This is a genomic window from Belliella pelovolcani, from assembly GCF_900156785.1.
Taxonomy (GTDB): Bacteria; Bacteroidota; Bacteroidia; order Cytophagales; family Cyclobacteriaceae; genus Belliella; species Belliella pelovolcani.
The window spans coordinates 310,181-330,658 of record NZ_FTOP01000003.1; the positions used below are offsets into that span (position 1 = coordinate 310,181).

The window sequence follows — 20,478 nt, forward strand, 5'->3', positions numbered from 1 at the left end:
TGAAATCGAGAATATTCCCTTCGTGCCCTCGTGGCAACTGGAAAGAAGGATGAAGGAGGTTATCAATTAATAACTCAATAATCTTTATTCCGCTTTTGCCAATCTTATAATTTTGAAATCTTCCAATAGACTTTCAACCATTAAAGCTTTCCAACTAATTTTAAAATCTTAGAGTTTCAATGAACCGAATACATACATTATTTCAAAATAAAAAAGAGCGGGTACTATCGATCTATTTTACAGCTGGATTTCCTGCTTTAGAAGATACGCTGCCTACGATGCAAGCCATAGAGTCTGCTGGTGCTGATATTATAGAGATAGGAGTGCCTTACTCAGATCCGATCGCTGATGGGCCGACGATCCAAGATAGTAACATGATTGCCCTTGAAAATGGCATGAGTTTGAAGAAGCTTTTTGAACAAATTAAGGATATGCGTCAGACGGTGAGCATTCCTGTTGTATTGATGGGATATTTGAACCCAATCATTCAATATGGTATGGAGTCATTTCTGAAGAAATGCCAAGAAGTGGGTGTAGATGGATTGATCTTGCCTGACCTACCCATGCAGCAATACCTTGATGAATTCAAAACGCTCTTTGAGCAATATGGACTGAGCAACACCTTTTTGATTTCTCCGCAGACTAGTGAGCAGCGTATCAGAGAGATCGATGAACATTCAAATGGATTTATCTACATGGTTTCCTCACATAGTATTACAGGAGCCAAGACCGGTATCACAGAAGCCCAAATAGCCTATTTCAAACGTGTGCAAGCAATGAATCTCAAAAACCCTAGGTTGATAGGTTTTGGAATATCAGATGCAGAGACCTTTGGAACAGCCTCGCAATACAGCAATGGAGCCATTATAGGCAGTGCATTTATCAAAAAAGTAAAAGACAGCAAAGACTTGAAAGCTGATATTCATGCGTATATCAAGTCTGTAATCCAATAAGTTATGATCATTCAGTTAAAACAAGATATTACCGAAAGGCAAAAAGAATCATTGATCAAAGAGGTCAATGAGATCGGTTACAAAATCACAGAAGTCAAAACGCAACTAGGCGATTACCTTGTGGGGATTGGTAAAAGTGATTTTGATATTCGTCGAATCGGACAAAAGGAAGGTATCGAAGATATCCATATCGTGTCAGATGAGTACAAGTTGGTGTCCAAAAAGTGGAAAGCTAAGCCGACATCAATTGACCTGGGTGATGGCGTATTTATCAAAGATGGCGATATGGCTATCATGGCTGGCCCTTGCTCCATTGAGTCAGAGGAACAGATCAGAAAAGTGATCCAACACCTCAAGGATAACAATATCAAAATGATGCGTGGTGGAGTTTTCAAACCTAGATCTAGTCCATATGCATTTAGGGGATTAGGATTGGATGGCTTGAAATTATGGTATGAATTGGCTCAAGAGGCGGGTATCAAGATCGTCACAGAAGTGATGCAGGTGTCTCAAATCGAGGAAATGTACCCTTATGTCGATATCTATCAAGTAGGTGCAAGAAATACACAAAACTTCAACTTGCTTGATGAATTGGGTAAGGTAGATAAGGCAGTCATGATCAAGCGAGGGATTTCTGGAACCATTGAGGAATTGCTGCAATCTGCTGAATACGTATTTTCTGGAGGTAACGAGAAATTGATCCTTTGTGAGCGTGGGATTAGGACTTACGAAAAGGCGAGCAGAAACACCCTTGATTTGAATGCCGTACCTATTTTGAAAGCCAAATCTCATCTGCCAGTTGTGGTTGATCCATCTCATGGTATTGGTATTCGTGCATACGTACCACAGATGGCATTATCGGGCGTGATGTCAGGAGCTGACGGAATTATCTACGAAACACACGAGATTCCTGAAAAAGCTTATTCAGATGGTCAGCAGACCTTAGATTTTGCTCAAAGTGCCTTGCTTGCAGATCAGATTAGAAAGACTTTCGCCATGAGAAAAACATTTGCTTTGCTCTAATCGCCTCTCGCATAAAAATAATGGTAGAGTTAAGGAGATTGATTAAATTTGAGGAAAGTAAGATTGAGATTACTTGAAGTTTGAATCGAATATAACCCAAATATAAATGACAAATAAGCCAAAAGACTGGGTCTTCACCGACCCACGATTACGAGAGATGAAGCAGGATTATGCTGCTTATACTGAGGAAGACTTTAAAGTCTGGAAAATCTTATTTGAAAGACAAATAGTCAATCTTCCAAAAGCTGCTTCTATTGCCTACCTTGAAGGGATCAAAGAAGTGAACTTTACCGCAGATAAGATAGCAGATTTTGAGGATGTCAATAGACGATTAGCTGCAAGTACAGGTTGGGCTATTCAAGTAGTGCCAGGATTGATTGATGATGATCTTTTCTTCGGTTTGATGAATAATAAGCGTTTTTGTTCATCGACTTGGTTGAGAAAAATGGAGCAATTGGACTACCTAGAAGAGCCAGACATGTTCCATGATGCTTTTGCTCACATGCCTATGTTGACCAATCAGCCCTATGTGGACTTCTTGGAAAACTTAAGTGGCTTGGCATTAAAACATATCGAAAATAAGTGGGCTATTGAAGTATTGTCTAGAATCTATTGGTTCACCATAGAGTTTGGCTTGATCAGAGAAAATGGAGAACTTCGCATCTATGGTGCTGGAATCTTGAGTTCAGCTGGAGAGACCAAATATAGCCTGTCAGACGAGCCAGCTCACTATGAGTATGACGTCAGACGTATCATGAATACCCCATACTGGAAAGATAAATTCCAAGACAAATACTTCATCATCGAAAGCTACGAGCAACTTTACAAGTCACTGCCAGAGATAGAAGCAGTATTGGAAGAAATGGTGGCTGAAGAGGCGAAGTGAGTTTAGTTTATATTTAAATAAAAAGATTCTAGAGAGTAGTTTCAAGAATCAAGTCAATAGGAACTAGCGAGACCTTTGAGGTTTATGAAACCTCGAAGGTCTTTTAGCTAGAAGATTAATTTAAAAGTATCAATGCAAGTAGCAGTTATAAAATACAATGCAGGCAATGTACAGTCTGTTCTTTATGCATTAGAAAGACTTGGTGTACATGCTGTCCTGACAGATGACCTAGAGCAAATTGCAAAGGCTGATAAGGTGATATTCCCAGGTCAAGGTGAGGCAAGTACTGCGATGCGTTACTTGAAAGAGAAACAGCTTGATAAATTGATTCCTAACCTCAAGCAAGACTTTTTTGGTGTGTGCCTTGGTCAGCAATTACTATGTGAACATTCAGAAGAAAACGATACGCCTTGTTTAGGAGTCTTTCCTGTCAAAGTAAAAAAGTTTGTACCAGCTAATTCAGCTGATTTCAAAGTTCCTCATGTAGGCTGGAATAACTTATTTGACCTCAAAACCCCGCTATTAGCAGGACTGAGTGATGAATCGTTTGTGTATTATGTACATAGCTACTACTGTGAGTTGAGCGAATTTACGATTGCGTCTACGAATTATGTCCTAGACTTCGCTGGTTTGATGCAGAAGGATAATTTCTACGCCATGCAAGCTCACCCAGAGAAAAGCGGCTTGGTAGGAGAACGAATTTTGAAGAATTTTCTGAGTTTATAAACTGTTCTAAGTACCAAGTACAATGTACAATGTACAAAGAGGTAAGAAACGAAGTCTGTCTTTATTAAAAATGGGGAGTCAAGAAACAAGAATTAAGAGATTAAACAAATCTAAGATCTTTCAGACCCCTCACGGCTAAAATCATCAATCTAATATCTTCAATCTAAAATCTACAATCTAAAATCAAAATGTATATCATTCCTGCAATTGACATCATCGACGGAAAATGTGTTAGGCTTACTCAAGGAGACTATGGTCAGAAAAAAGAATATCATGATAGTCCACTAGAAATGGCTAAGAGATTCGAAGATGCAGGTATCAAGAGGTTGCATCTGGTGGATCTAGATGGCGCCAAGGCAAAGAAAATCATCAACAAGCAAGTATTGCAGCGTATTACAGCAGGTACATCCCTGCAAGTGGATTTCGGTGGTGGCGTACAGTCTGACGAAGATATCGCATTGGCTTTTGACTTAGGAGCACATCAGTTGACAGGTGGAAGTATCGCAGTGAAAAATCCTGGCATGTTTGAATCATGGATCAGTACTTACGGTGGTGAGAAAATTATCCTAGGAGCAGATGCCAAGGATAAGAAGATAGCCATTTCAGGTTGGGAAGAGACCACTGAAGTTGATTTGATTGATTTTATCAAGGATTATCATACCAAGGGAATCAGCTATGTAATCTGTACTGATGTTGCCAAAGATGGATTGCTCCAAGGGCCATCCATTGATTTATACAAAGAAATCATGCAGGAGATCCCCGCTATCAAATTGATCGCAAGTGGTGGCGTCTCTAATGTCAAAGACCTAGAAGAACTTCAAAAGACAGGTGTCTACGGTGCCATCGTAGGTAAAGCCTATTATGAGGGCAGGATTACTTTGGAGGAGTTGGCAGCGTTTTGAGAATTGAAATAAAGTATTCTTGAGTTGAATAGATTATTTTAGTGATATAAGTTTCGCGATATATTTAGATATAAGGCTTCGGCGATTTATTTCTCCTTCATCTAAGTGTTTTATCAGCTCATCCATTTAACCTTACATCTTCCATACATTCAAACCTATCAACAATCTTCTAATGTTACATCTCGCGTAAGCCAACGTTCAAACCTAATATCTTTCCATCTTTCAAACAATCTTCCATTCCCGAATGCTAACTAAAAGAATCATCCCCTGCTTAGATATCAAAGATGGTCGTACGGTCAAAGGTGTCAACTTTGTCCAGCTTAGAGATGCTGGAGACCCTGTTGAGCTAGCCAAGATCTATTCAGATGAAGGAGCAGATGAGCTTGTCTTTTTAGATATTACCGCCACAGTGGACAAGCGCAAGACACTGGCAGAATTGGTAACCAAAGTAGCTAAAGCGATCAATATACCATTTACGGTAGGTGGAGGAATATCGACTGTTGAGGATGTGAAAGTATTACTCAATGCAGGTGCTGATAAGATTTCTATTAATTCAGCCGCAGTCAAGAATCCTGATGTCATCAATGAGATGGCTTTGGAGTTTGGTAGTCAGTGTATCGTAGTAGCCATTGATACGCGAAATGTAGATGGGATAGATTTTGTGCATACACATGGTGGAAGAAAACCAACGCTATTGAAAACTCAAGCCTGGGCGCAGGAAGTCTGCGAACGCGGTGCTGGGGAAATTCTCCTCACCTCCATGGACCATGATGGAACCAAAGCAGGTTTTGCCAATGAAATCACAGCGGAGATTTCATTCATGCTTTCTATCCCTGTGATTGCTTCAGGAGGAGCCGGAAATATGGAACATTTCAAAGATGTGTTTACCTTTGGGAAAGCAGATGCTGCCTTAGCCGCAAGTATTTTCCACTTCAAAGAAATTCCAATTCCTGAATTGAAGCAGTACCTTAGCGGAGAAGATATCTCGATTAGGAAATGAAAATTGAGATATGAGAAATAAGAATCAAGAATCAAGACAGAGAGAGGCGAGAAGCATCTAAAATTTGAAAAAATACGACCTTTAAAGGTGCTGAATAGTGTTAAACAACGGCACACATAAATTAATAATATGTATATACGGAACTTTGCCAGTAACATTGAGAAAATCCGATTTACATAAATACCGATATTAATTGATATTTGATATTTGTGGATATTGAACATTAGCCACCGAATGAGTCAATGAATTGATTTATTGGAAAAGAAGCGTACAATCATAAATAACAATGAACAAACTGAATATAGATTTTGAAAAGGTAGATGGTCTAGTGCCAGCGATCATCCAAGACGCAGACACCAATAAGGTGCTGATGTTGGGTTACATGAACCAAGAGGCGATTGATATTACCCTCGAAACCAAAAAGGTGACTTTTTTTTCCAGGACCAAAAATAGGCTCTGGACCAAAGGAGAGACATCAGGTAACTTTCTCCATGTTGCATCGCTCACCGTAGACTGTGACAATGATACTATCCTGATCAAAGCCAAACCCGTAGGACCCGTATGCCATACTGGTGATGATACCTGCTTTGCAGAAGAAAATAAAAGCAAGACCTTTTTTATCGATGAACTTAGGGCCATCATCAAGGATAGAAAGAACAACCCTACAGACAAATCCTATACTGCATCACTCTTTGCCAAAGGCATCAATAAGGTGGCGCAGAAAGTAGGGGAAGAAGCCGTAGAGATTGTGATCGAAGCCAAAGATGACAATAAGGAGCTCTTTATGGGGGAAGCAGCTGATTTACTCTACCACTATTTAGTTCTCTTGGAAGCAAAAGGCTACGAGCTAGATGAAGTGATGGAAGTATTGATCGATAGGCATCAGAAGAAATAGAAAGAAAATATGTTGGCTTTATTGAGGCAACCTTACCCTTGCGAAATTTCCAATTGGAGAGATAGTATAAAGCTAGCCTTTCTGATTGGTTTTTTTGTGGCTACTTTTTTATAAGTTTTCCAGCCTTTTGGTCTGAATCGTATTCCCGATGAAGACAAGTTAGTGATCATCTCTGGTTATGGTTTGGTGACTTTTTGTTGTATGTTGGCATTTCGTTGGATAGAGATCAATTTGATTTTTCTGACTGAAGATGACCCCGCATGGACTACTGGCAAAGAGATGCTTCAAAATCTCGGAGTATTGCTTTTGATTTCATTGGGGAATTTTCTTTACACAATATGGATAGAGGGGATCAATTGGTCGTGGAGTGCTTTGTTGATGTCTATTGGGGTTACTTTTGCTGTAGGTATTTTTCCAGTGTTTGGGAGTTTTCTGCTTTCAATGGTCTGGGTGGATATCAGGGCATCTCGAAAGCTAGAGACCATGACCAAGCAATGGTTTCTCAGCATGCACATCAGCAGGATGATGGGTGCATTTATAGTTACCTTTACAGCTTTTCTGGTATTGAACTGGCAAAGCAACCCAGTCTTCATCGCCTGGCTACTTCCTACCGTTGCCTTTACACCAGTGACTATTTATTTCCAAAGGAAGTTCGTCAAGCGACGAGAAAAAGTAAATGGTGCTTAGCCTGAAGTGAGGGAGTGCCTATAGCTGATCGAATGATTGGGATTGGATTTAAAATAAAGTGACTCGTAGGATAAGATCTTTTGGAATTCATCATTAAAATTCTCAAGCGTAGTTACAGAGCCTTTAACTCTAATAGCAAATAAATTAGCAATAATTCTTCCTAAATAGCCCCTTATTATTCATAAGTTTGGTAAAAGGTTTCTTTGCCAGTAATATCAGTTCATTGGCTAGTTCGGTTGCTAATGGCCTATATAAATCAATATCTAAATATCTATCAATATTCAATCTAACTTTATCCGATATTTTCTATCGCTACTTTTAAGATTTCAAATTCACATATTCCGATCTCTACATTTTCCCTTTTCCCTCCATCAATACAAGAAGCCAAAAATCCACAAGGGGGTTTTGTTGCCTGATCCAATTTTGATGTTGTCTGCTACGATGTAGGCATTGGGGACGCCTTGGATTTGAGTGGCAGTTTTGCCTGCGCCACCGATTTCAAATACATAGGAGTCATCTACTATAAAATCTCCATACTTTGGTAAAGTGACTTCATGGGATTGCCGAACCTGATTGAGAAAGAATGTCTCTCTTAGGTTTCCCTGATTGGAGGCATAAGTAGATAAGGCAAAGGCCAAATTGGTGTTTTGAAGATAGATTTTCTCAGGCTTTTGCAAGAAAGAAACACCTCGGGTTGACTGTCTAAGTAGGTTGAGAATCTGAGCTTGTTCGAGGAGATCGAGTGTTTTTAATATGGTGTTTCTTGAGACTTCCAATTTTTCGGCAAGCTTGCTGATATTTGGGATAAATGGGACTGATTCACTGATGATGAAGATGAGCTTTTTCATGTTTCGGATCGTCTTGTGTGTCAAATCTTCCCATGGGCTGAGGTCCATTTCTAGGACTACCTGTGTGGTTTCCAGCAATCTTGACTTATATAAGTTTTCACTTTCAAGGTAAAAGGGGTAGTAGCCAAATTCTAAATATTTTTTGAAAAGCTTTGTAATATCAGCTTGATCTGTGATCGATTCGCTCAAGGCTTGGTGATTAGCTAAAATTTCATTTAGGCTAATGGGTGGATGGTCTATTTGATTTTCTAGCATCAAGTATTCTCTAAAAGATAGCCCAGCCAAGTGATAGACAGCAGCCCTTCTTGATAAATCTCCTTTACCTTTTTGAATTTCCAATATGGATGAACCTGAGACTATAAAATGTACATCAGGGAAATTATCATATAGGTTTTTGAGGTCTACAGACCAATGAATGTAGCGGTGTACTTCATCCAAATAAAATGACCTGTAACCTAAATCATAGAGTGCTTCAATTACTAAGACTAGCCTGTTACTTTCAAAATGAAAGTCATCCAATGTAAGATAAATTGCCTTAGCTTGGCGCTTTTGCATCTGTTGGAGGAGTAGTGTAGTCTTGCCCACACCTCTATGTCCTAGGATCAAAATCAACCTCTGATCCCAATCTACCTGATCAATTAAGTAGCGTTTGAAGCCTTGATTAAAGCCTTTAATTGTTTTTTCAGAAGTTTTAATTAACCTTTCCATTTTGTTCTCTATGAAAAACAAATATAAAAAATGTTTTCTGTAAAAAACAAAATGAAGATATGTTTTCTGTGGAAAACAAAAACCCACCCCGTTTCCAAGGTGGGTTTAATCAAATCAGTTAACCAATACTAAAATCTAAAATTTAGGCACTGTAGTCAGCCCAGCCACCTGCATAGTTCTGAATATTGTCAAATCCATTGGCAACTAAAACAGAGTATGCGATCGCTGCTCTGGCACCACTTTGACAGTGAATGATCACAGGCTTATCTTTGGCAATTTTGCCTAAGTTTTGATCGAGTTTGCCTACAAAATGATTCTCAGCACCTTCGATATGTCCTTTTTTGAATTCAGCTGCACCTCTTACGTCTACGATTTGGGTGTTACCTTTTGCTCTAGCAGCTTCTACTGCTGCTTTGTCAATGGGTTCAAAAGAAGCAAGGTTGCCCGCTTCATAAGCTTCCAGTTGAGCAGGGGTGATATAGCCAGCTAGATTGTCCAACCCAATCCTCATCAACTTGCGTGTAAGGTCTTCGATCTGAGCTTCTTCTGCTACCAGGTAGAAGCTCTCGTCAAAGTTGATGTACCAACCCATCCATGTGGAGAAAGAGTTATTATTGGTAATGCTGAGTGTTCCTTTGAGGAATCCTTTGGCGTAGTCTTGCCAAGGTCTGGTATCGATTACTTTAGCCCCTGAAGCTTTGACTTGATCAAAATCTGCTTTGCTCAAATTCTTTATCTGAGGCACTTCAGTCACAAGCTTTCTTTCCACTTTGTTGAGCTTCTTCATCATCGCAAAGTATCTTGGCGGTTCAGGTTGATCTGCTAGGAGTTCTTTGGTGAATGCTGTTTTATCATTGAGTAGCTGTAGTGCCCAGTTTCGGATTTTTTCATAGCCAACTGTGGTACTAGGTACGGCTCCAAGGGCTTTGCCACAGGCAGAACCTGCACCGTGTCCCGGCCAAACTTGGATGAAGTCTCCCAACTTGGCGAAATCATGCAAGGAATCAAACATCTGTGCTGCTCCGATATCCTGTGTACCTTTGAGCCCAGCAGCCTGCTCAAGCAAATCTGGTCTTCCGACATCACCCACAAACACAAAGTCTCCTGTAAATAACATTACAGGCTCACTTGAAGCAGGTTTGTCAGTCAATAGGAAACTCACACTTTCAGGTGTGTGACCTGGGGTATGGATCACTTCAAAATTGAGGTTACCCAATTTCACGACATCACCACCTTTAATCTTGTTGTGCGGGAATTCATATTTCCAGTTTTCATCCCCTTCATCTGACAGGTACATTTCTGCACCTGTCAATGCTGCCAACTCTCTGGCACCACTCAAGAAATCTGCATGGATGTGAGTTTCGAAGATATGGGTGATCTTCATGTTGTTAGCTTTAGCGATTTGTAGATAGGTATCCACATCTCTTTTTGGGTCGATCACTGCTGCTACACCGCCTGCTTGACAACCGATAACATAACTGGCTTGCGCCAAACTTTTGTCATAAACTAATTCGAAAAACATAGTCTCTAATTTTATTCTTTTCTGTTATTTTCTATTTAAATCAAAAAGGGAAATTAAGGATCTATTCCCTTTTGACAATACAATTTTAAGTAATTTAGGCCTTGGACTTTGTGATAAAAATTACTTAATCGATTTTCCGAATCAATAGAGTTTGTTTATCGAGGATTATTATTTTCTGGAATAATTTTCAAAGAATAAAAACGCTAGAATCTATAGCTATACCCCAATCTAAATACTTGAGTTTCGAAGTAATCATTGGAGTTTAGAGTGAATTCATTGCCTTCCAACCTATATCTAATCACGAGAGTATTGAATATATCTGTCGCGTTGAGAAATAATTCTCCATTTCCATCTTGGATTTTTTTGTTCACTCCTCCATCTAAATGATACCTTGATAGAATTCTTCCTTGAGGAACAATATCTGGAGCTAGGTAAATTGCTGAAATTTGTATGTTTAAACTTTTGGGTAGTTTAAATAGCCCATTGACTTTTATATTACCTGTAATATTACTTTCCTCATCCCTAATGAAATTGATATCAGAAGGGTAAGCATTGTTAAGTGCAAAAGCTCCAATCCTATTCTGGTAGATATTAGCATTGGTGTTCAGGGTGAATAAATCACCTAATTTTTGAGAAATAACGAGTTCCAAACCTGTGTTCCATCCTTTTCCTGCATTATGATCTATAGTTACTAGTCTCGTAGAATTCGGGATTTCGGTAGTGATTCTGGTCAGTAAATTGGTGGATGCCCTGTGATAAAATGCACCATAAAAATAGCCGCCTTCATTTGATTTTTTATAGCCTGCTTCTACACTTTGCGTGAATTGAGGGATCAAGGTAGGGTTTCCGATACTGAGAATTTCTGGGTCTGCATAGCTAGGAAATGCTCTCAAGTTTTTTTCCTCAGGCCGGTCTACTCTTCGATTATAGAAGATGGTGAAATTACTCAAGCCATTGATATTGTAGGAGGCTCTTAGACTAGGAAATGGTTCGAAATAATCAATACCTGCACTTTCAAAAACTGCGTGATTAGGATCTACCAAGTAATTTACCTTGACAAATTCCACTCTTAGTCCAGCTTCTAATTCCCATTTATTTTTTTCATAGATATAATTGCCATATACTGCAGAAAGCCATTCTTGATATTCTGCGCTCCCTGCAAGTCCGGGGTCTAAAATTGAATTATCGCCGGGAGAGAAAGTAATTAAATTTGGGAATACCCTTGCTCTCTGTTTGGTCCCCAATTCCATTCTTCCAGATCGAAGAGGCTTGATGTAGTCCATTGTCAAGTCGAAGATGTTCTCGTCTGCAATCAAGGCAGTAGTGTCGGTACCTGTGACATCTAGTTCTTCATTGGTGAAATAGAAGACTTCATCCTTTCTTCTGAAAGAGTAATTGAACGAAGAGGTCAATTGGTGCCCAGGTTGCCTGAATTTATAGGTATGAGTTATTGTGGCAAATAGGGTTTGGTTTACTTCATTTTCGAAGTATCTCCAAAATCTCTGCTGTTGGTTGGTGAGTGCATTTTGGTAAAGAATATCTCCCAGATCCGTATATTCTCGATAGTTGAATAATCCTGAGAAGGTAAAGGAGTTGTTCTCGTTTGGATTCCAGTCGAGTCCAGTCCTTAGGTTATAAATTGGTTGCGTTCTATTTTCAATATACTGCTGCCTGATGGCTGTGCCATCTTCAAATATCCGGTCTGTAAATTCACTTTTCATCATTTGCTGATGCCAAAGGATGTCCCCTTGGAAGAAAAAGTTGATTTTATCCTGCTTGTAGTTCAAAGAAAGCGAAGGGTTCAATTTAGGAGTGAATCTATATTGATCTCTGAGTCCAGGAATACTTGCTCTCTTTTCGATGAGATTTCCTATACCTGCGATCATTCCAGCTTTTCCATTCCACCCTGCTTCTTTTTCCTTTTTGAAGATGATGTTGATGATTCCAGCATTACCAGTAGCATCATATTTGGATGAAGGATTGTTGATGATTTCTATTTTTTCAATGGATGATGCAGGAAAGTTTTCTAGACCAGATTGTGCACCAATACCAGTGATTGCAGTCTGCTTACCATCAAGTAAAATGGCTACCTGATCACTACCCCTTAGGAAGACAGTACCATTTTGATCTATAGTGATGCCGGGTAGGTTTTGTAAAGCTTGCAGTACGGAGCCCCCTAATTGACTAATATTGTCTTCTAAAGAGAATGTTTTTTTGTCTAAAGCTGAGGCTACTTCTTCTCTTGAGCCTGATACAGTTACTTCTGCGAGCTCTTCTGCCAATTCCTCTAAAAAAATCGTACCTAAATCCAAGAACGCGCTCAAACGACCTATTTCTATTTTTTCAACTTTTGGTTTATATCCTACATAGGAATAATTGACATAATATTGACCAGATTTGATAGGAGAGAGTTTGAAAAGACCCGATTCATCCGTTACTGTTCCAGCTACAAAGCTGTTATCATGTAGATTTTTGACTAAGATATTGACATAGGGCAGGGGTTCTTTGTTTTTTAAATCTTTCACCATACCTGACACGACCACATTTTGGGCTTGCAAAGAAGCAGAAGTGATTAGGAAGACAATTATCGCGATTGTATTTTTAAGTTTCATAATAGACTTTTGAGAAGAAACAAACCTAATTCACAATTTTGAAGAAATTTAGATTATTGGAGTTAAACCTAAATAGTTTTAGCTACTGAAAATATGATATTTGTTACACAGGATTAAAAAAACCAAATTTGATAACCAGCATTAATTGTTAAAATTTCTGATTATCCTATATTTGGTCATGAATATGGTATTAAGGGTATTAATCGTAGTTTTTGCAATTATTTTAACTTCTTGTGATAGGGAGCCACTTTTGGTTCTAGGGATGGAGTATCAAGGAGGAAGGATTTTTTATTTGGACAAAACAGGTAAGCATGGACTGGTCGCAGCTCCTGAGGATCTTCCTGGTCGATTCCCTTGGGGCTGTCCAGAAAGGATCATTCAAGGAGCCAACTTCACCTTTATAGGCGCTGGAGAAAGGAATACCAATAGAATCGTAGAAGTGTGCGGTGAAGTGACTGCTGCGAGTATGTGTGCAGCATTGGAAGTCAATGGTTTTGATGATTGGTACTTACCCTCAAAAGATGAATTGCTTTTGATGTATGAAAACAAGGAGTTTATTGGAAATATGCGCAATGGTACTTGGGAGCCTTATTGGTCATCCTCCCAGTTTGAAATCAGAAGACAAGCGATCGTTCATAATTTCGGAACTGGAAGGACGACTTTTGAAAATAAGGATTTAGAATTTTGGGTCAGACCAATCAGGAGTTTTTAGTTCAATAGTCAAAATCGCAACTCATATCATCGCTGCCTATCGGTGCGCCATCAGGTACGCTGATCTGCACAGGTGTGCTGAGTTCCTCAGGTAATCTTAAGAAAGCTGAGATCTTATCTGCCAAGTACATGCGGTGACTTTCTTCTATCGCTTTTCCTTTTTTTGCATTTTTATCGCCATAGGTATTGAGTTCATTGCTACTGATATCTTTAAGAATGGCTCTAGCTTCCGCTTTGACCATAGAGCTTGCTCTAGGGTCTTTGGCAAGTTTGATCAAGTGATCCACCATTTTATTTTGTGTCATCAGCTGAATTTGACTTTGGTAATCATCTTTTGGAGCTGAACTAAATACACCAGTCCTAATTTTACCAAATACCGCTTCCAGTGATGGGAGCTTGTTGTCAAAAGCGTTTTGTTGAGATAGTCTATTAGCCCTTGCAGCATCGAAGAGGAAGCTGAAAGTCATGTCGACTACATTTTCTGCTGGAGCGATGGGGTCAAAGTTAGGTCCTGTGCGAGATGGGAAGGTTTCTCTATTTCTTCCATAGCCCATCGGACGTGGGGGAATTAAATCTACAATATGGTTAGGCATTGCTAAGTTCTCTGGCTTGATGACTGTAATCAATTCATTCAATGCATCCATTTGCGCTTTGGATTCCAACCTATTTTGCTTTCTTTGGTTATCTCCTTTAACTTTGTAAGTATAGTCCACACCGCCAACAAGCTTGGCAGTAGCCTCTACCTGATAGCGATGCATCATGTATAGGGGAACTAGTACCTCTTCTAACAAAGCCTCTGGGCGATCATTTTCTAGTGCGTTTAATCCAAAGCTTTGTAATTTTTTAGCTCTAATTTCCATCATTCTTGCAAGCTCAGCAGATGCTGACTCGCCATTGTCCCAAAGGTGAGCGTGTGGGTGGCTACCACTTGTATTTCTAGAATCTGAATCTGAAATAAAAGTATGACCTGCAGCATAGGTGTTCTCAAGAATTTTATTCAAATATGCTTTTTCATCTTGACCAGTAGGAATGATCTCATATCCATATTTGATTGCCCATTTGTCCCAATCTCCGATTTTGTCATCATAAGCTTTGGAAAAGTCAAGGTCTCCATTACCGCTCATCGTGATGTAAGGATAGGGGTAGTCCATCACAGAAGCTCTGTTTGAAGGAGAGGAGGCATATGCATGAGCCAAGCCGATGGTATGGCCGATTTCATGGGCTGACAGCTGTCTTAATCTAGCCAAAGCCATTTCAAGCATTTTAGGGTCTTTTGGCTTACCCTCTTCAAATGGCTGCAATAACCCTTGAGCAATCAAGTAGTCCTGTCTTACCCTGAGAGAACCAAGGCTAACATGTCCTTTGAGGATTTCACCTGTTCTTGGATCTCTTACAGAGGATCCATACGACCAGCCTCGTGTGGATCGATGCACCCATTGGATGACATTGTACCTCACATCCATTGGGTCGGCTCCTTCTGGCATCAATTCTACTCGGAAGGCATTTTTGAATCCAGCCGCTTCAAATGCTTCATTCCACCAATTCCCCCCTTCGATCAATGCAGATCGTACAGGTTCTGGCGTACCTCTGTCCAAATAATATACAATTGGCTTGATAGGTTCAGAAAGTGCTGCGTTTGGGTCTTTTTTCTCTAGTCGATGTCTGGAGATAAATTTCTTTTCCATGGGTTCTCCAATCGGACTGGTGAAGTCTAAGTAGCTGATGTGAAAGTATCCGGCTCTTGTATCAAATGTTCTAGGCTGGTATTGGTCATCTGGTAATTGGATAAAGGAGTGGCGTTGTCTCACTGTCACAGCTTCTGGAGATGGAGTGACAGAGCGAATATAGCTTCCTGCAGGCGTGCCTGTAACTGTGATGGTAGCTTCGACCTCGGTATTTTGAGGGAAGTTTTTTGTCATGGGTTCATAGATCGCACTTCGAGAGTTGTCTAATCTATAGGTTCCCTGTCTTGCAGAGCCTAATTTTTCCGCAACTTGATGTGCATCTTGTAGGTAGAAGGTGGTGGCATCTACAATGTACTTTCCATTTTCTGTCTTACTAATTTCAAATCCCCAAATGATGGATTCAGCAAAGGCATCTTTGACAGATTTGACTTCGTCAGGATTATCGCTGTATGCTCTGAAATCATAATTCTTATGAACCAAGAAAAGCTTGTTGCCAGCCTTCCTAAACTCCACAACCCTTGTTCTACCCAATTGTCCTCTGTCTAATCCGATGTCATTGGAGCCAACGCCAGCTGGTAAGGAATTGACATAGAGAAATTCCTTTTCTAATTCTGCTATCTCAAGGAAGATTTTCCCCTTTTCGTCATCCAAATAGAAGTCAATAAAGCCTTCTTTTTTCTGTAGTTTTGACATGTCAAGGTTTTGAGCTTTTGCTGATAGTATGCTGATAAGCAAAGCAAAAATCAAGGTGTAAAATGTTCTCATAGGTATTTGATTTTAGATGCTTTAAATTACGAAACGTAATCTTGCATCACTTACCGATGGTGGAATTTTATCGATTAAACTGATACCTGAGTTGAAAAGTGGTTTCAGTTTGCGTATTCCCATCAATTGTCTGTAAGCCGGATCCGATTTGCTCCCTATCTGTGTAGATCGTTCGTCCAAATCGAGCCCAGAGTGTGAGTTTTGGATTGACTCGGTACTGACCTAGGAGATAGTAGCGCATGCCTTGACCATGCAGAGCCGGAATTGAAAATGCCCAAAGGACATTACGCTCGTAGATGTACTGTCTGTTGTCAAAATCATCAGTATCAAATAGTACAAATCGGGAGGAAATCCGCCATTTTTGAAAATCAGCATTGAGGTCTTGGCTGATTGCGTAGCCTTTGCTGATCTGTCTATTAAAATCAAATCTACTTCCCATCACACGGGATTTGATACTCCATGATGCATTGATTCTATAGTCCAGGTTGATGACATAGTTCCATTTTTTGCCTACTGCTAATTGATAAGTGCTTTGTGGGCCTAGCATTTCGCTGATATTTCTGCCTTTGGATTCTTCTCTAAACTGCGCGAAAAGTAAAACCGCTTTGGAAGGTCTGTAAGTAAACCTGCTGAGCCATTCATACCCTTCAGATGGGGCGTAGGTTCTGAACTTGAGCCAAGGGAACTTGAACTGATCGTAATAGAATGACCAATTGTAGCGAATAGAGGGTTTGAAATTCAACCCAATATATACTCCCTCTTCATTGATTGGTCGTGTATTTTCTGAAAAGGCATTGCCATAGAAAGTATGGAAGTTTCTATCGAATTTCCGCCATAGAATAGCTAAGTCTAGCTGCTTGCTCAGACTGCTCATCATACCGAGCGTAGAACCCATGCCGCCACTTTTTGAAATGGCACTCTCGCCGAAGAAGAAGTAATTATGAAGATTGTAAGAAAAGTACAGGCTATGGATATGATTCTCTTGTCCTGAGAATTCAAACTGATTATAGACTTGAGGGTTCCTGATGAATGGCTGACTGAATCTGGTCAATAAGCTGTTTAATCCAAATTGAAAAGTTTTATTGATTGAATTGAATTGCAAATTCCCACCTAAGTTACTCTCTCTGATTTGGTCTTTGTAGGCGATTTCTGTCGGTGTACGGTGCAGTCCAGATAATTGAAGGGAACTGATAATCAACTCTTGCCTTTCAAGAGTGTCTAAGGTTGCAGTCACTCTCCCATCCCTAGGAGCGTGGGAAGCAATAATGGTCGTAGTCCAGTTTCCTGACTGATAAGAGGCACCTATCCCTCTAAAAAAGCCAAATTCCATAGCTCCTGTATATGGCCTCAGACCAATGCTACTCCTTCTTACAGTCGTAATTGTCTCTGCTCCTTTGCCCACAGAGAATCCAGCACCATAAACTAGTCCTTGCCCAAATTGTGCTTGAAAATCACCAAGCATGATAGCTTTCCACTTTTTCTGGTTGTAAAGCGCAAAATGGTAGGAAAGGAAATTAAATCCATATCGCTTGGTGTCTGGATCCCAGACAAACTCTTCACCTGGATCCTTGTCAATCGTAAAGCCTAGACTGAAATCTTTGCTATGCTGAATCCTAAATCTTGCATAAAGGTTATTTGGATCACCCAAGTATCGGCTTGTTAGTCGGCCATTGCTCAGCGTATCAGGTGGGGTAAATCCACGTCTTGTTTCCCAAACTCTGTTTTGTCTAAAAATAAAATAGGCGTCTCGTTCAGTTGTGATCCTTTTTATTAATGGTCGGTTGGACAAGCCTTCATTTTCCGATAAAGTCACAAAAGGGAGGATTTTATAGATAGTCTCCATATCAAACCCGGGTATAGCTTGAAGCTCATATATGGAGATCAGTTGTCCAAAACTCTCTTTGTAAGTGAAAAAGGAGTTGATTTGGTAGGGGTTGAGAATAAAAATGGATTTGAGCTCCTCTGGTGTAGTTTTGTTGAGATGAATGGGGTTAAGAAAGAGTTGAAGTAGACTTTCATACATGTCTTCAAACTCCTCTTCCCCTTGCTGCATGGCGAAAAGCTCTTCAATGAATGCTTCTATATTAATTTCACCTTTGCGATAGGTCTGAGCAGGAAGTTTCAAGCTCACAAGCACAAGCAGTATCCCTATCAAGATCCATTTCTTCATTGTTTTGAGATAATATATCCAAATGAAAAATGGTGCGTGGCACCTAAATATTGATTTTGAGTCATGGCATAGTCGATTACAAAATCTTTTGGCCTAAAGCCTATTCCAAAGAAAAGATTACTAGGATTGGTGTTGATACCTGTTCGCATCCATAGCTTATCCATCAAGTTGTATTCTAGACCAAGCTTCAGTACTGGGTCAAGCAAAATGTCTTTTTCAGCTTCCAAATTGATAGTCAGCTTATCGGTTGGTAGGTATGATAGTCCAGATTTGACCACGGTAGGAATGTGATCATTGGATATTTTGCTGACCTTAGCATTGGTTAGGTTGTAGATATGAGCGCCAAAAAACAAGTTTGGGCTCAATTCTGCAAGCCCTCCAAATTCCACTACTGGAACGGCACTTCTGCCAAACCCTTCAATATTGGTCTGTACATAATTGACTTTGATGCCAAGACTTGCAATTCCCATTTGGTTTGAAATACCGATTCCAATATGCCTTTGATTAAAATGCTCATCGCCAAATGTAGACATGCTAAGCCCTAGATTAAGTTTATCATTAGCAAGAATAGCTCCAGATGACAGGGTCGTGAGTTCGTTCAGCTGAAATCTATGATCATAGCCCACTGCCACTGAAGATTTTGTTATTCTTCCTAATGCTCCTATGTTATTGAACACAGACCAAGTATCCGTCAAACTGAGGTTTGCATTGCCCATGCCCATGCTTCTCGCACCTTTGGCATAGGTATCCAAGCCACCCTGAGCATGAAGGTGTAATGGTAAAAGTATCAAGCCAAGAAAAGTCAATATCCTAGCCATTGCAAAAAGTGATAGCGATGAAACAAGAACTATGAATTTACTTCATTTAGAAAGTAAAGGGAAGACCATAGCCGATTTTAAACACTTAAATCGGTTAGCAGATGAAAGTGATTATTAAAAAGGTGCCTTGAAATTAAAAAAGAAATTACCCTCACCCACATTGTTCATAGAGTACTCTAGTCGAAATACGATATCATAAAAAATCACTAAATCTAAGCCTGGACCATAACCAAACAAGTATTTATTTGTCAGCCTCAAGTTTTCGGGTATTCTATTGCGGTCATTGACATAACCGTGGTCAAAGTTTCCACTAAGGTAAAGTTTTATCGGGAGTGTAGAGAATCCTTCAAAAGGCACGTAGTCATCAATCGCATATTCTAAATCTAAGAGTTTGAACCTCAAGCTGTTTTTATGCACAAGCAACTGCTGACCTTCAATCACATTAAATTCATAGCCTCTGATGAAATTGGGCATGTAGCCTATCCCTCTAACCGAAGTAAAGGGTTGTCTTTTGCCGAAAAAACTATTGACAGTAAGTCCTGACGCAAGGTGGAATTTGTCATTGAATGTCCAATAGCGATTAGCTATAGCCGTAAATTCCCAGTCCTTGAAATCATCAAATCCAAACAATCCAAATTTGGTCAATCCCAAATTAAGCAATGCTCCTTGCGTTGGATAGGCATTGTAATTTCTTCTATCGTGTCTAAAGTTATAAGACGCTACAAAGTTACTCAGGGTATTATCACCATGTAGGAAGTAATTTTCATTTTGGATAAATACATCTTCATTGACTCTGATATTATTATAACCCAATGTCACAAAATGAAAATTATAGAAACTACCTCTGTAGCTGTATCGGATAAAGGAAGAAAAATTTCTTCTCAGTACATCTTCATTTTCATTGGTGTAAAACACCTGTCGGTTATTGGCTGACCTGACTGCGATGGTCTTATTGGTTAGATAAGAAAATTGGAAAGCCAACCCATGTTTTTGCTTTCTGTCTATAAATGGAAAGCTATAGAGTAAATCAAAAGCTTGAGTAAATCCAAATTGAGTAGTCAGTCTGAGTTTTTCATTTCTTCCGCCCACATTATTGTGATAGAATCTTGCGCCATAATTCACCCGTTTTAGACTTCTGTTTTGATTGGTCCACCACTCTGCAAAGTTCCTGTCTGCTAGCTCAAAAATAGGGGAAGGGATGAAATACCTTCTTTCATCTACAGTCACTAAAATTTCGATTAATTCTTCCCCTGTGATCAAAGGTGTGATTTCGACGGTATTGAAAAGAAGGAGATTGAAAACTTTTTTCTGATCAGCTTCAATCATTGAAATCAGATCTTCCCAGTCATATGTGACTCCAGAACTGATATCAAGTTCCCTAAGGATGATGTTTTTTCGTGTTCTTTGATTACCTACTACAAAAATATTATTGATGGTAACTCGCTCTGGGATATCTATCGCTATTCTCAGGCTGTCTTCAAAAGTATCACCTTGTGCATAACTCTTTTGAATTAAGCCCATAGCTGACACTGAGAAAAATATCAACAATAAATACCTGATTCGCATT

The 20,478-nt window shown here is 39.6% G+C and carries 16 protein-coding genes; 9 read left to right on the top strand and 7 right to left on the bottom strand.

Annotated features, from left to right (window positions below):
• The first annotated feature begins 179 nt into the window (after positions 1 to 179).
• The 8 genes from trpA (at position 180) to BW935_RS18315 (ending at position 7,072) form a co-directional block, all read left to right on the top strand.
• Positions 180 to 953, top strand: coding sequence for a tryptophan synthase subunit alpha (gene trpA / locus BW935_RS05490; protein WP_076499272.1), 774 nt, complete (start codon positions 180 to 182; stop codon positions 951 to 953).
• Between the two features lie 3 nt (positions 954 to 956).
• On the top strand, positions 957 to 1,976 hold the full coding sequence (gene aroF, locus BW935_RS05495) for a 3-deoxy-7-phosphoheptulonate synthase (RefSeq protein ID WP_076499273.1): 1,020 nt from the start codon (positions 957 to 959) through the stop codon (positions 1,974 to 1,976).
• Between the two features lie 106 nt (positions 1,977 to 2,082).
• Complete coding sequence (locus BW935_RS05500) at positions 2,083 to 2,862, top strand: phenylalanine 4-monooxygenase (RefSeq protein WP_076499275.1); 780 nt, start codon at positions 2,083 to 2,085, stop codon at positions 2,860 to 2,862.
• A gap of 132 nt (positions 2,863 to 2,994) precedes the next feature.
• On the top strand, positions 2,995 to 3,588 hold the full coding sequence (gene hisH / locus BW935_RS05505; protein WP_076499278.1) for an imidazole glycerol phosphate synthase subunit HisH: 594 nt from the start codon (positions 2,995 to 2,997) through the stop codon (positions 3,586 to 3,588).
• Positions 3,589 to 3,776: 188 nt separating this feature from the next.
• Complete coding sequence (gene hisA / locus BW935_RS05510) at positions 3,777 to 4,490, top strand: 1-(5-phosphoribosyl)-5-[(5-phosphoribosylamino)methylideneamino]imidazole-4-carboxamide isomerase (RefSeq protein ID WP_076499280.1); 714 nt, start codon at positions 3,777 to 3,779, stop codon at positions 4,488 to 4,490.
• Between the two features lie 244 nt (positions 4,491 to 4,734).
• A complete protein-coding gene (gene hisF / locus BW935_RS05515) occupies positions 4,735 to 5,490 on the top strand; it encodes an imidazole glycerol phosphate synthase subunit HisF (protein ID WP_076499282.1) in 756 nt (251 codons plus the stop codon).
• 286 nt (positions 5,491 to 5,776) lie between these two features.
• Positions 5,777 to 6,385 (top strand): bifunctional phosphoribosyl-AMP cyclohydrolase/phosphoribosyl-ATP diphosphatase HisIE, encoded by a 609-nt coding sequence (gene hisIE / locus BW935_RS05520; protein WP_076499283.1) that lies wholly within the window; start codon positions 5,777 to 5,779, stop codon positions 6,383 to 6,385.
• Positions 6,386 to 6,586: 201 nt separating this feature from the next.
• Positions 6,587 to 7,072, top strand: a complete 486-nt coding sequence (locus tag BW935_RS18315) for a hypothetical protein (RefSeq protein WP_076499285.1) — start codon at positions 6,587 to 6,589, stop codon at positions 7,070 to 7,072.
• Between the two features lie 371 nt (positions 7,073 to 7,443).
• Here the strand turns inward: BW935_RS18315 and BW935_RS05530 are convergent, their stop codons facing one another.
• The 3 genes from BW935_RS05530 to BW935_RS05540 form a co-directional block, all read right to left on the bottom strand.
• Complete coding sequence (locus BW935_RS05530) at positions 7,444 to 8,628, bottom strand: ATP-binding protein (protein WP_076499287.1); 1,185 nt, start codon at positions 8,626 to 8,628, stop codon at positions 7,444 to 7,446.
• Between the two features lie 142 nt (positions 8,629 to 8,770).
• Positions 8,771 to 10,150 (bottom strand): MBL fold metallo-hydrolase, encoded by a 1,380-nt coding sequence (locus BW935_RS05535; protein WP_076499289.1) that lies wholly within the window; start codon positions 10,148 to 10,150, stop codon positions 8,771 to 8,773.
• A gap of 203 nt (positions 10,151 to 10,353) precedes the next feature.
• On the bottom strand, positions 10,354 to 12,762 hold the full coding sequence (locus tag BW935_RS05540) for a TonB-dependent receptor (protein ID WP_076499291.1): 2,409 nt from the start codon (positions 12,760 to 12,762) through the stop codon (positions 10,354 to 10,356).
• 178 nt (positions 12,763 to 12,940) lie between these two features.
• Here BW935_RS05540 and BW935_RS05545 point away from each other — a divergent pair, with 178 nt between their 5' ends.
• Entirely contained in the window at positions 12,941 to 13,474 is a 534-nt protein-coding gene (locus BW935_RS05545) for an Lcl domain-containing protein (RefSeq protein WP_076499293.1), read from the top strand.
• Between the two features lies 1 nt (position 13,475).
• Here the strand turns inward: BW935_RS05545 and BW935_RS05550 are convergent, their stop codons facing one another.
• The 4 genes from BW935_RS05550 to BW935_RS05565 form a co-directional block, all read right to left on the bottom strand.
• Entirely contained in the window at positions 13,476 to 15,923 is a 2,448-nt protein-coding gene (locus BW935_RS05550) for a zinc-dependent metalloprotease (RefSeq protein WP_076499295.1), read from the bottom strand.
• Positions 15,924 to 15,990: 67 nt separating this feature from the next.
• Complete coding sequence (locus tag BW935_RS05555; protein ID WP_076499297.1) at positions 15,991 to 18,093, bottom strand: ComEA family DNA-binding protein; 2,103 nt, start codon at positions 18,091 to 18,093, stop codon at positions 15,991 to 15,993.
• The gene (locus BW935_RS05560) at positions 18,090 to 18,911 is read right to left on the bottom strand and encodes a PorV/PorQ family protein (protein WP_076499299.1); all 822 of its coding nucleotides are present in this window, start codon (positions 18,909 to 18,911) and stop codon (positions 18,090 to 18,092) included. Before BW935_RS05560 ends, BW935_RS05555 begins: the two co-directional genes overlap by 4 nt.
• A gap of 114 nt (positions 18,912 to 19,025) precedes the next feature.
• Positions 19,026 to 20,477, bottom strand: a complete 1,452-nt coding sequence (locus BW935_RS05565) for a BamA/TamA family outer membrane protein (RefSeq protein ID WP_076499300.1) — start codon at positions 20,475 to 20,477, stop codon at positions 19,026 to 19,028.
• Position 20,478 lies beyond the last annotated feature (1 nt).

Coding starts and splice junctions, on each gene's coding strand:
- trpA (WP_076499272.1), top strand. CDS start 180: ATGAACCGAATACATACATTATTTCAAAATAAAAAAGAGCGGGTACTA.
- aroF (WP_076499273.1), top strand. CDS start 957: ATGATCATTCAGTTAAAACAAGATATTACCGAAAGGCAAAAAGAATCA.
- BW935_RS05500 (WP_076499275.1), top strand. CDS start 2,083: ATGACAAATAAGCCAAAAGACTGGGTCTTCACCGACCCACGATTACGA.
- hisH (WP_076499278.1), top strand. CDS start 2,995: ATGCAAGTAGCAGTTATAAAATACAATGCAGGCAATGTACAGTCTGTT.
- hisA (WP_076499280.1), top strand. CDS start 3,777: ATGTATATCATTCCTGCAATTGACATCATCGACGGAAAATGTGTTAGG.
- hisF (WP_076499282.1), top strand. CDS start 4,735: ATGCTAACTAAAAGAATCATCCCCTGCTTAGATATCAAAGATGGTCGT.
- hisIE (WP_076499283.1), top strand. CDS start 5,777: ATGAACAAACTGAATATAGATTTTGAAAAGGTAGATGGTCTAGTGCCA.
- BW935_RS18315 (WP_076499285.1), top strand. CDS start 6,587: ATGTTGGCATTTCGTTGGATAGAGATCAATTTGATTTTTCTGACTGAA.
- BW935_RS05530 (WP_076499287.1), bottom strand. CDS start 8,628: ATGGAAAGGTTAATTAAAACTTCTGAAAAAACAATTAAAGGCTTTAAT.
- BW935_RS05535 (WP_076499289.1), bottom strand. CDS start 10,150: ATGTTTTTCGAATTAGTTTATGACAAAAGTTTGGCGCAAGCCAGTTAT.
- BW935_RS05540 (WP_076499291.1), bottom strand. CDS start 12,762: ATGAAACTTAAAAATACAATCGCGATAATTGTCTTCCTAATCACTTCT.
- BW935_RS05545 (WP_076499293.1), top strand. CDS start 12,941: ATGAATATGGTATTAAGGGTATTAATCGTAGTTTTTGCAATTATTTTA.
- BW935_RS05550 (WP_076499295.1), bottom strand. CDS start 15,923: ATGAGAACATTTTACACCTTGATTTTTGCTTTGCTTATCAGCATACTA.
- BW935_RS05555 (WP_076499297.1), bottom strand. CDS start 18,093: ATGAAGAAATGGATCTTGATAGGGATACTGCTTGTGCTTGTGAGCTTG.
- BW935_RS05560 (WP_076499299.1), bottom strand. CDS start 18,911: ATGGCTAGGATATTGACTTTTCTTGGCTTGATACTTTTACCATTACAC.
- BW935_RS05565 (WP_076499300.1), bottom strand. CDS start 20,477: ATGCGAATCAGGTATTTATTGTTGATATTTTTCTCAGTGTCAGCTATG.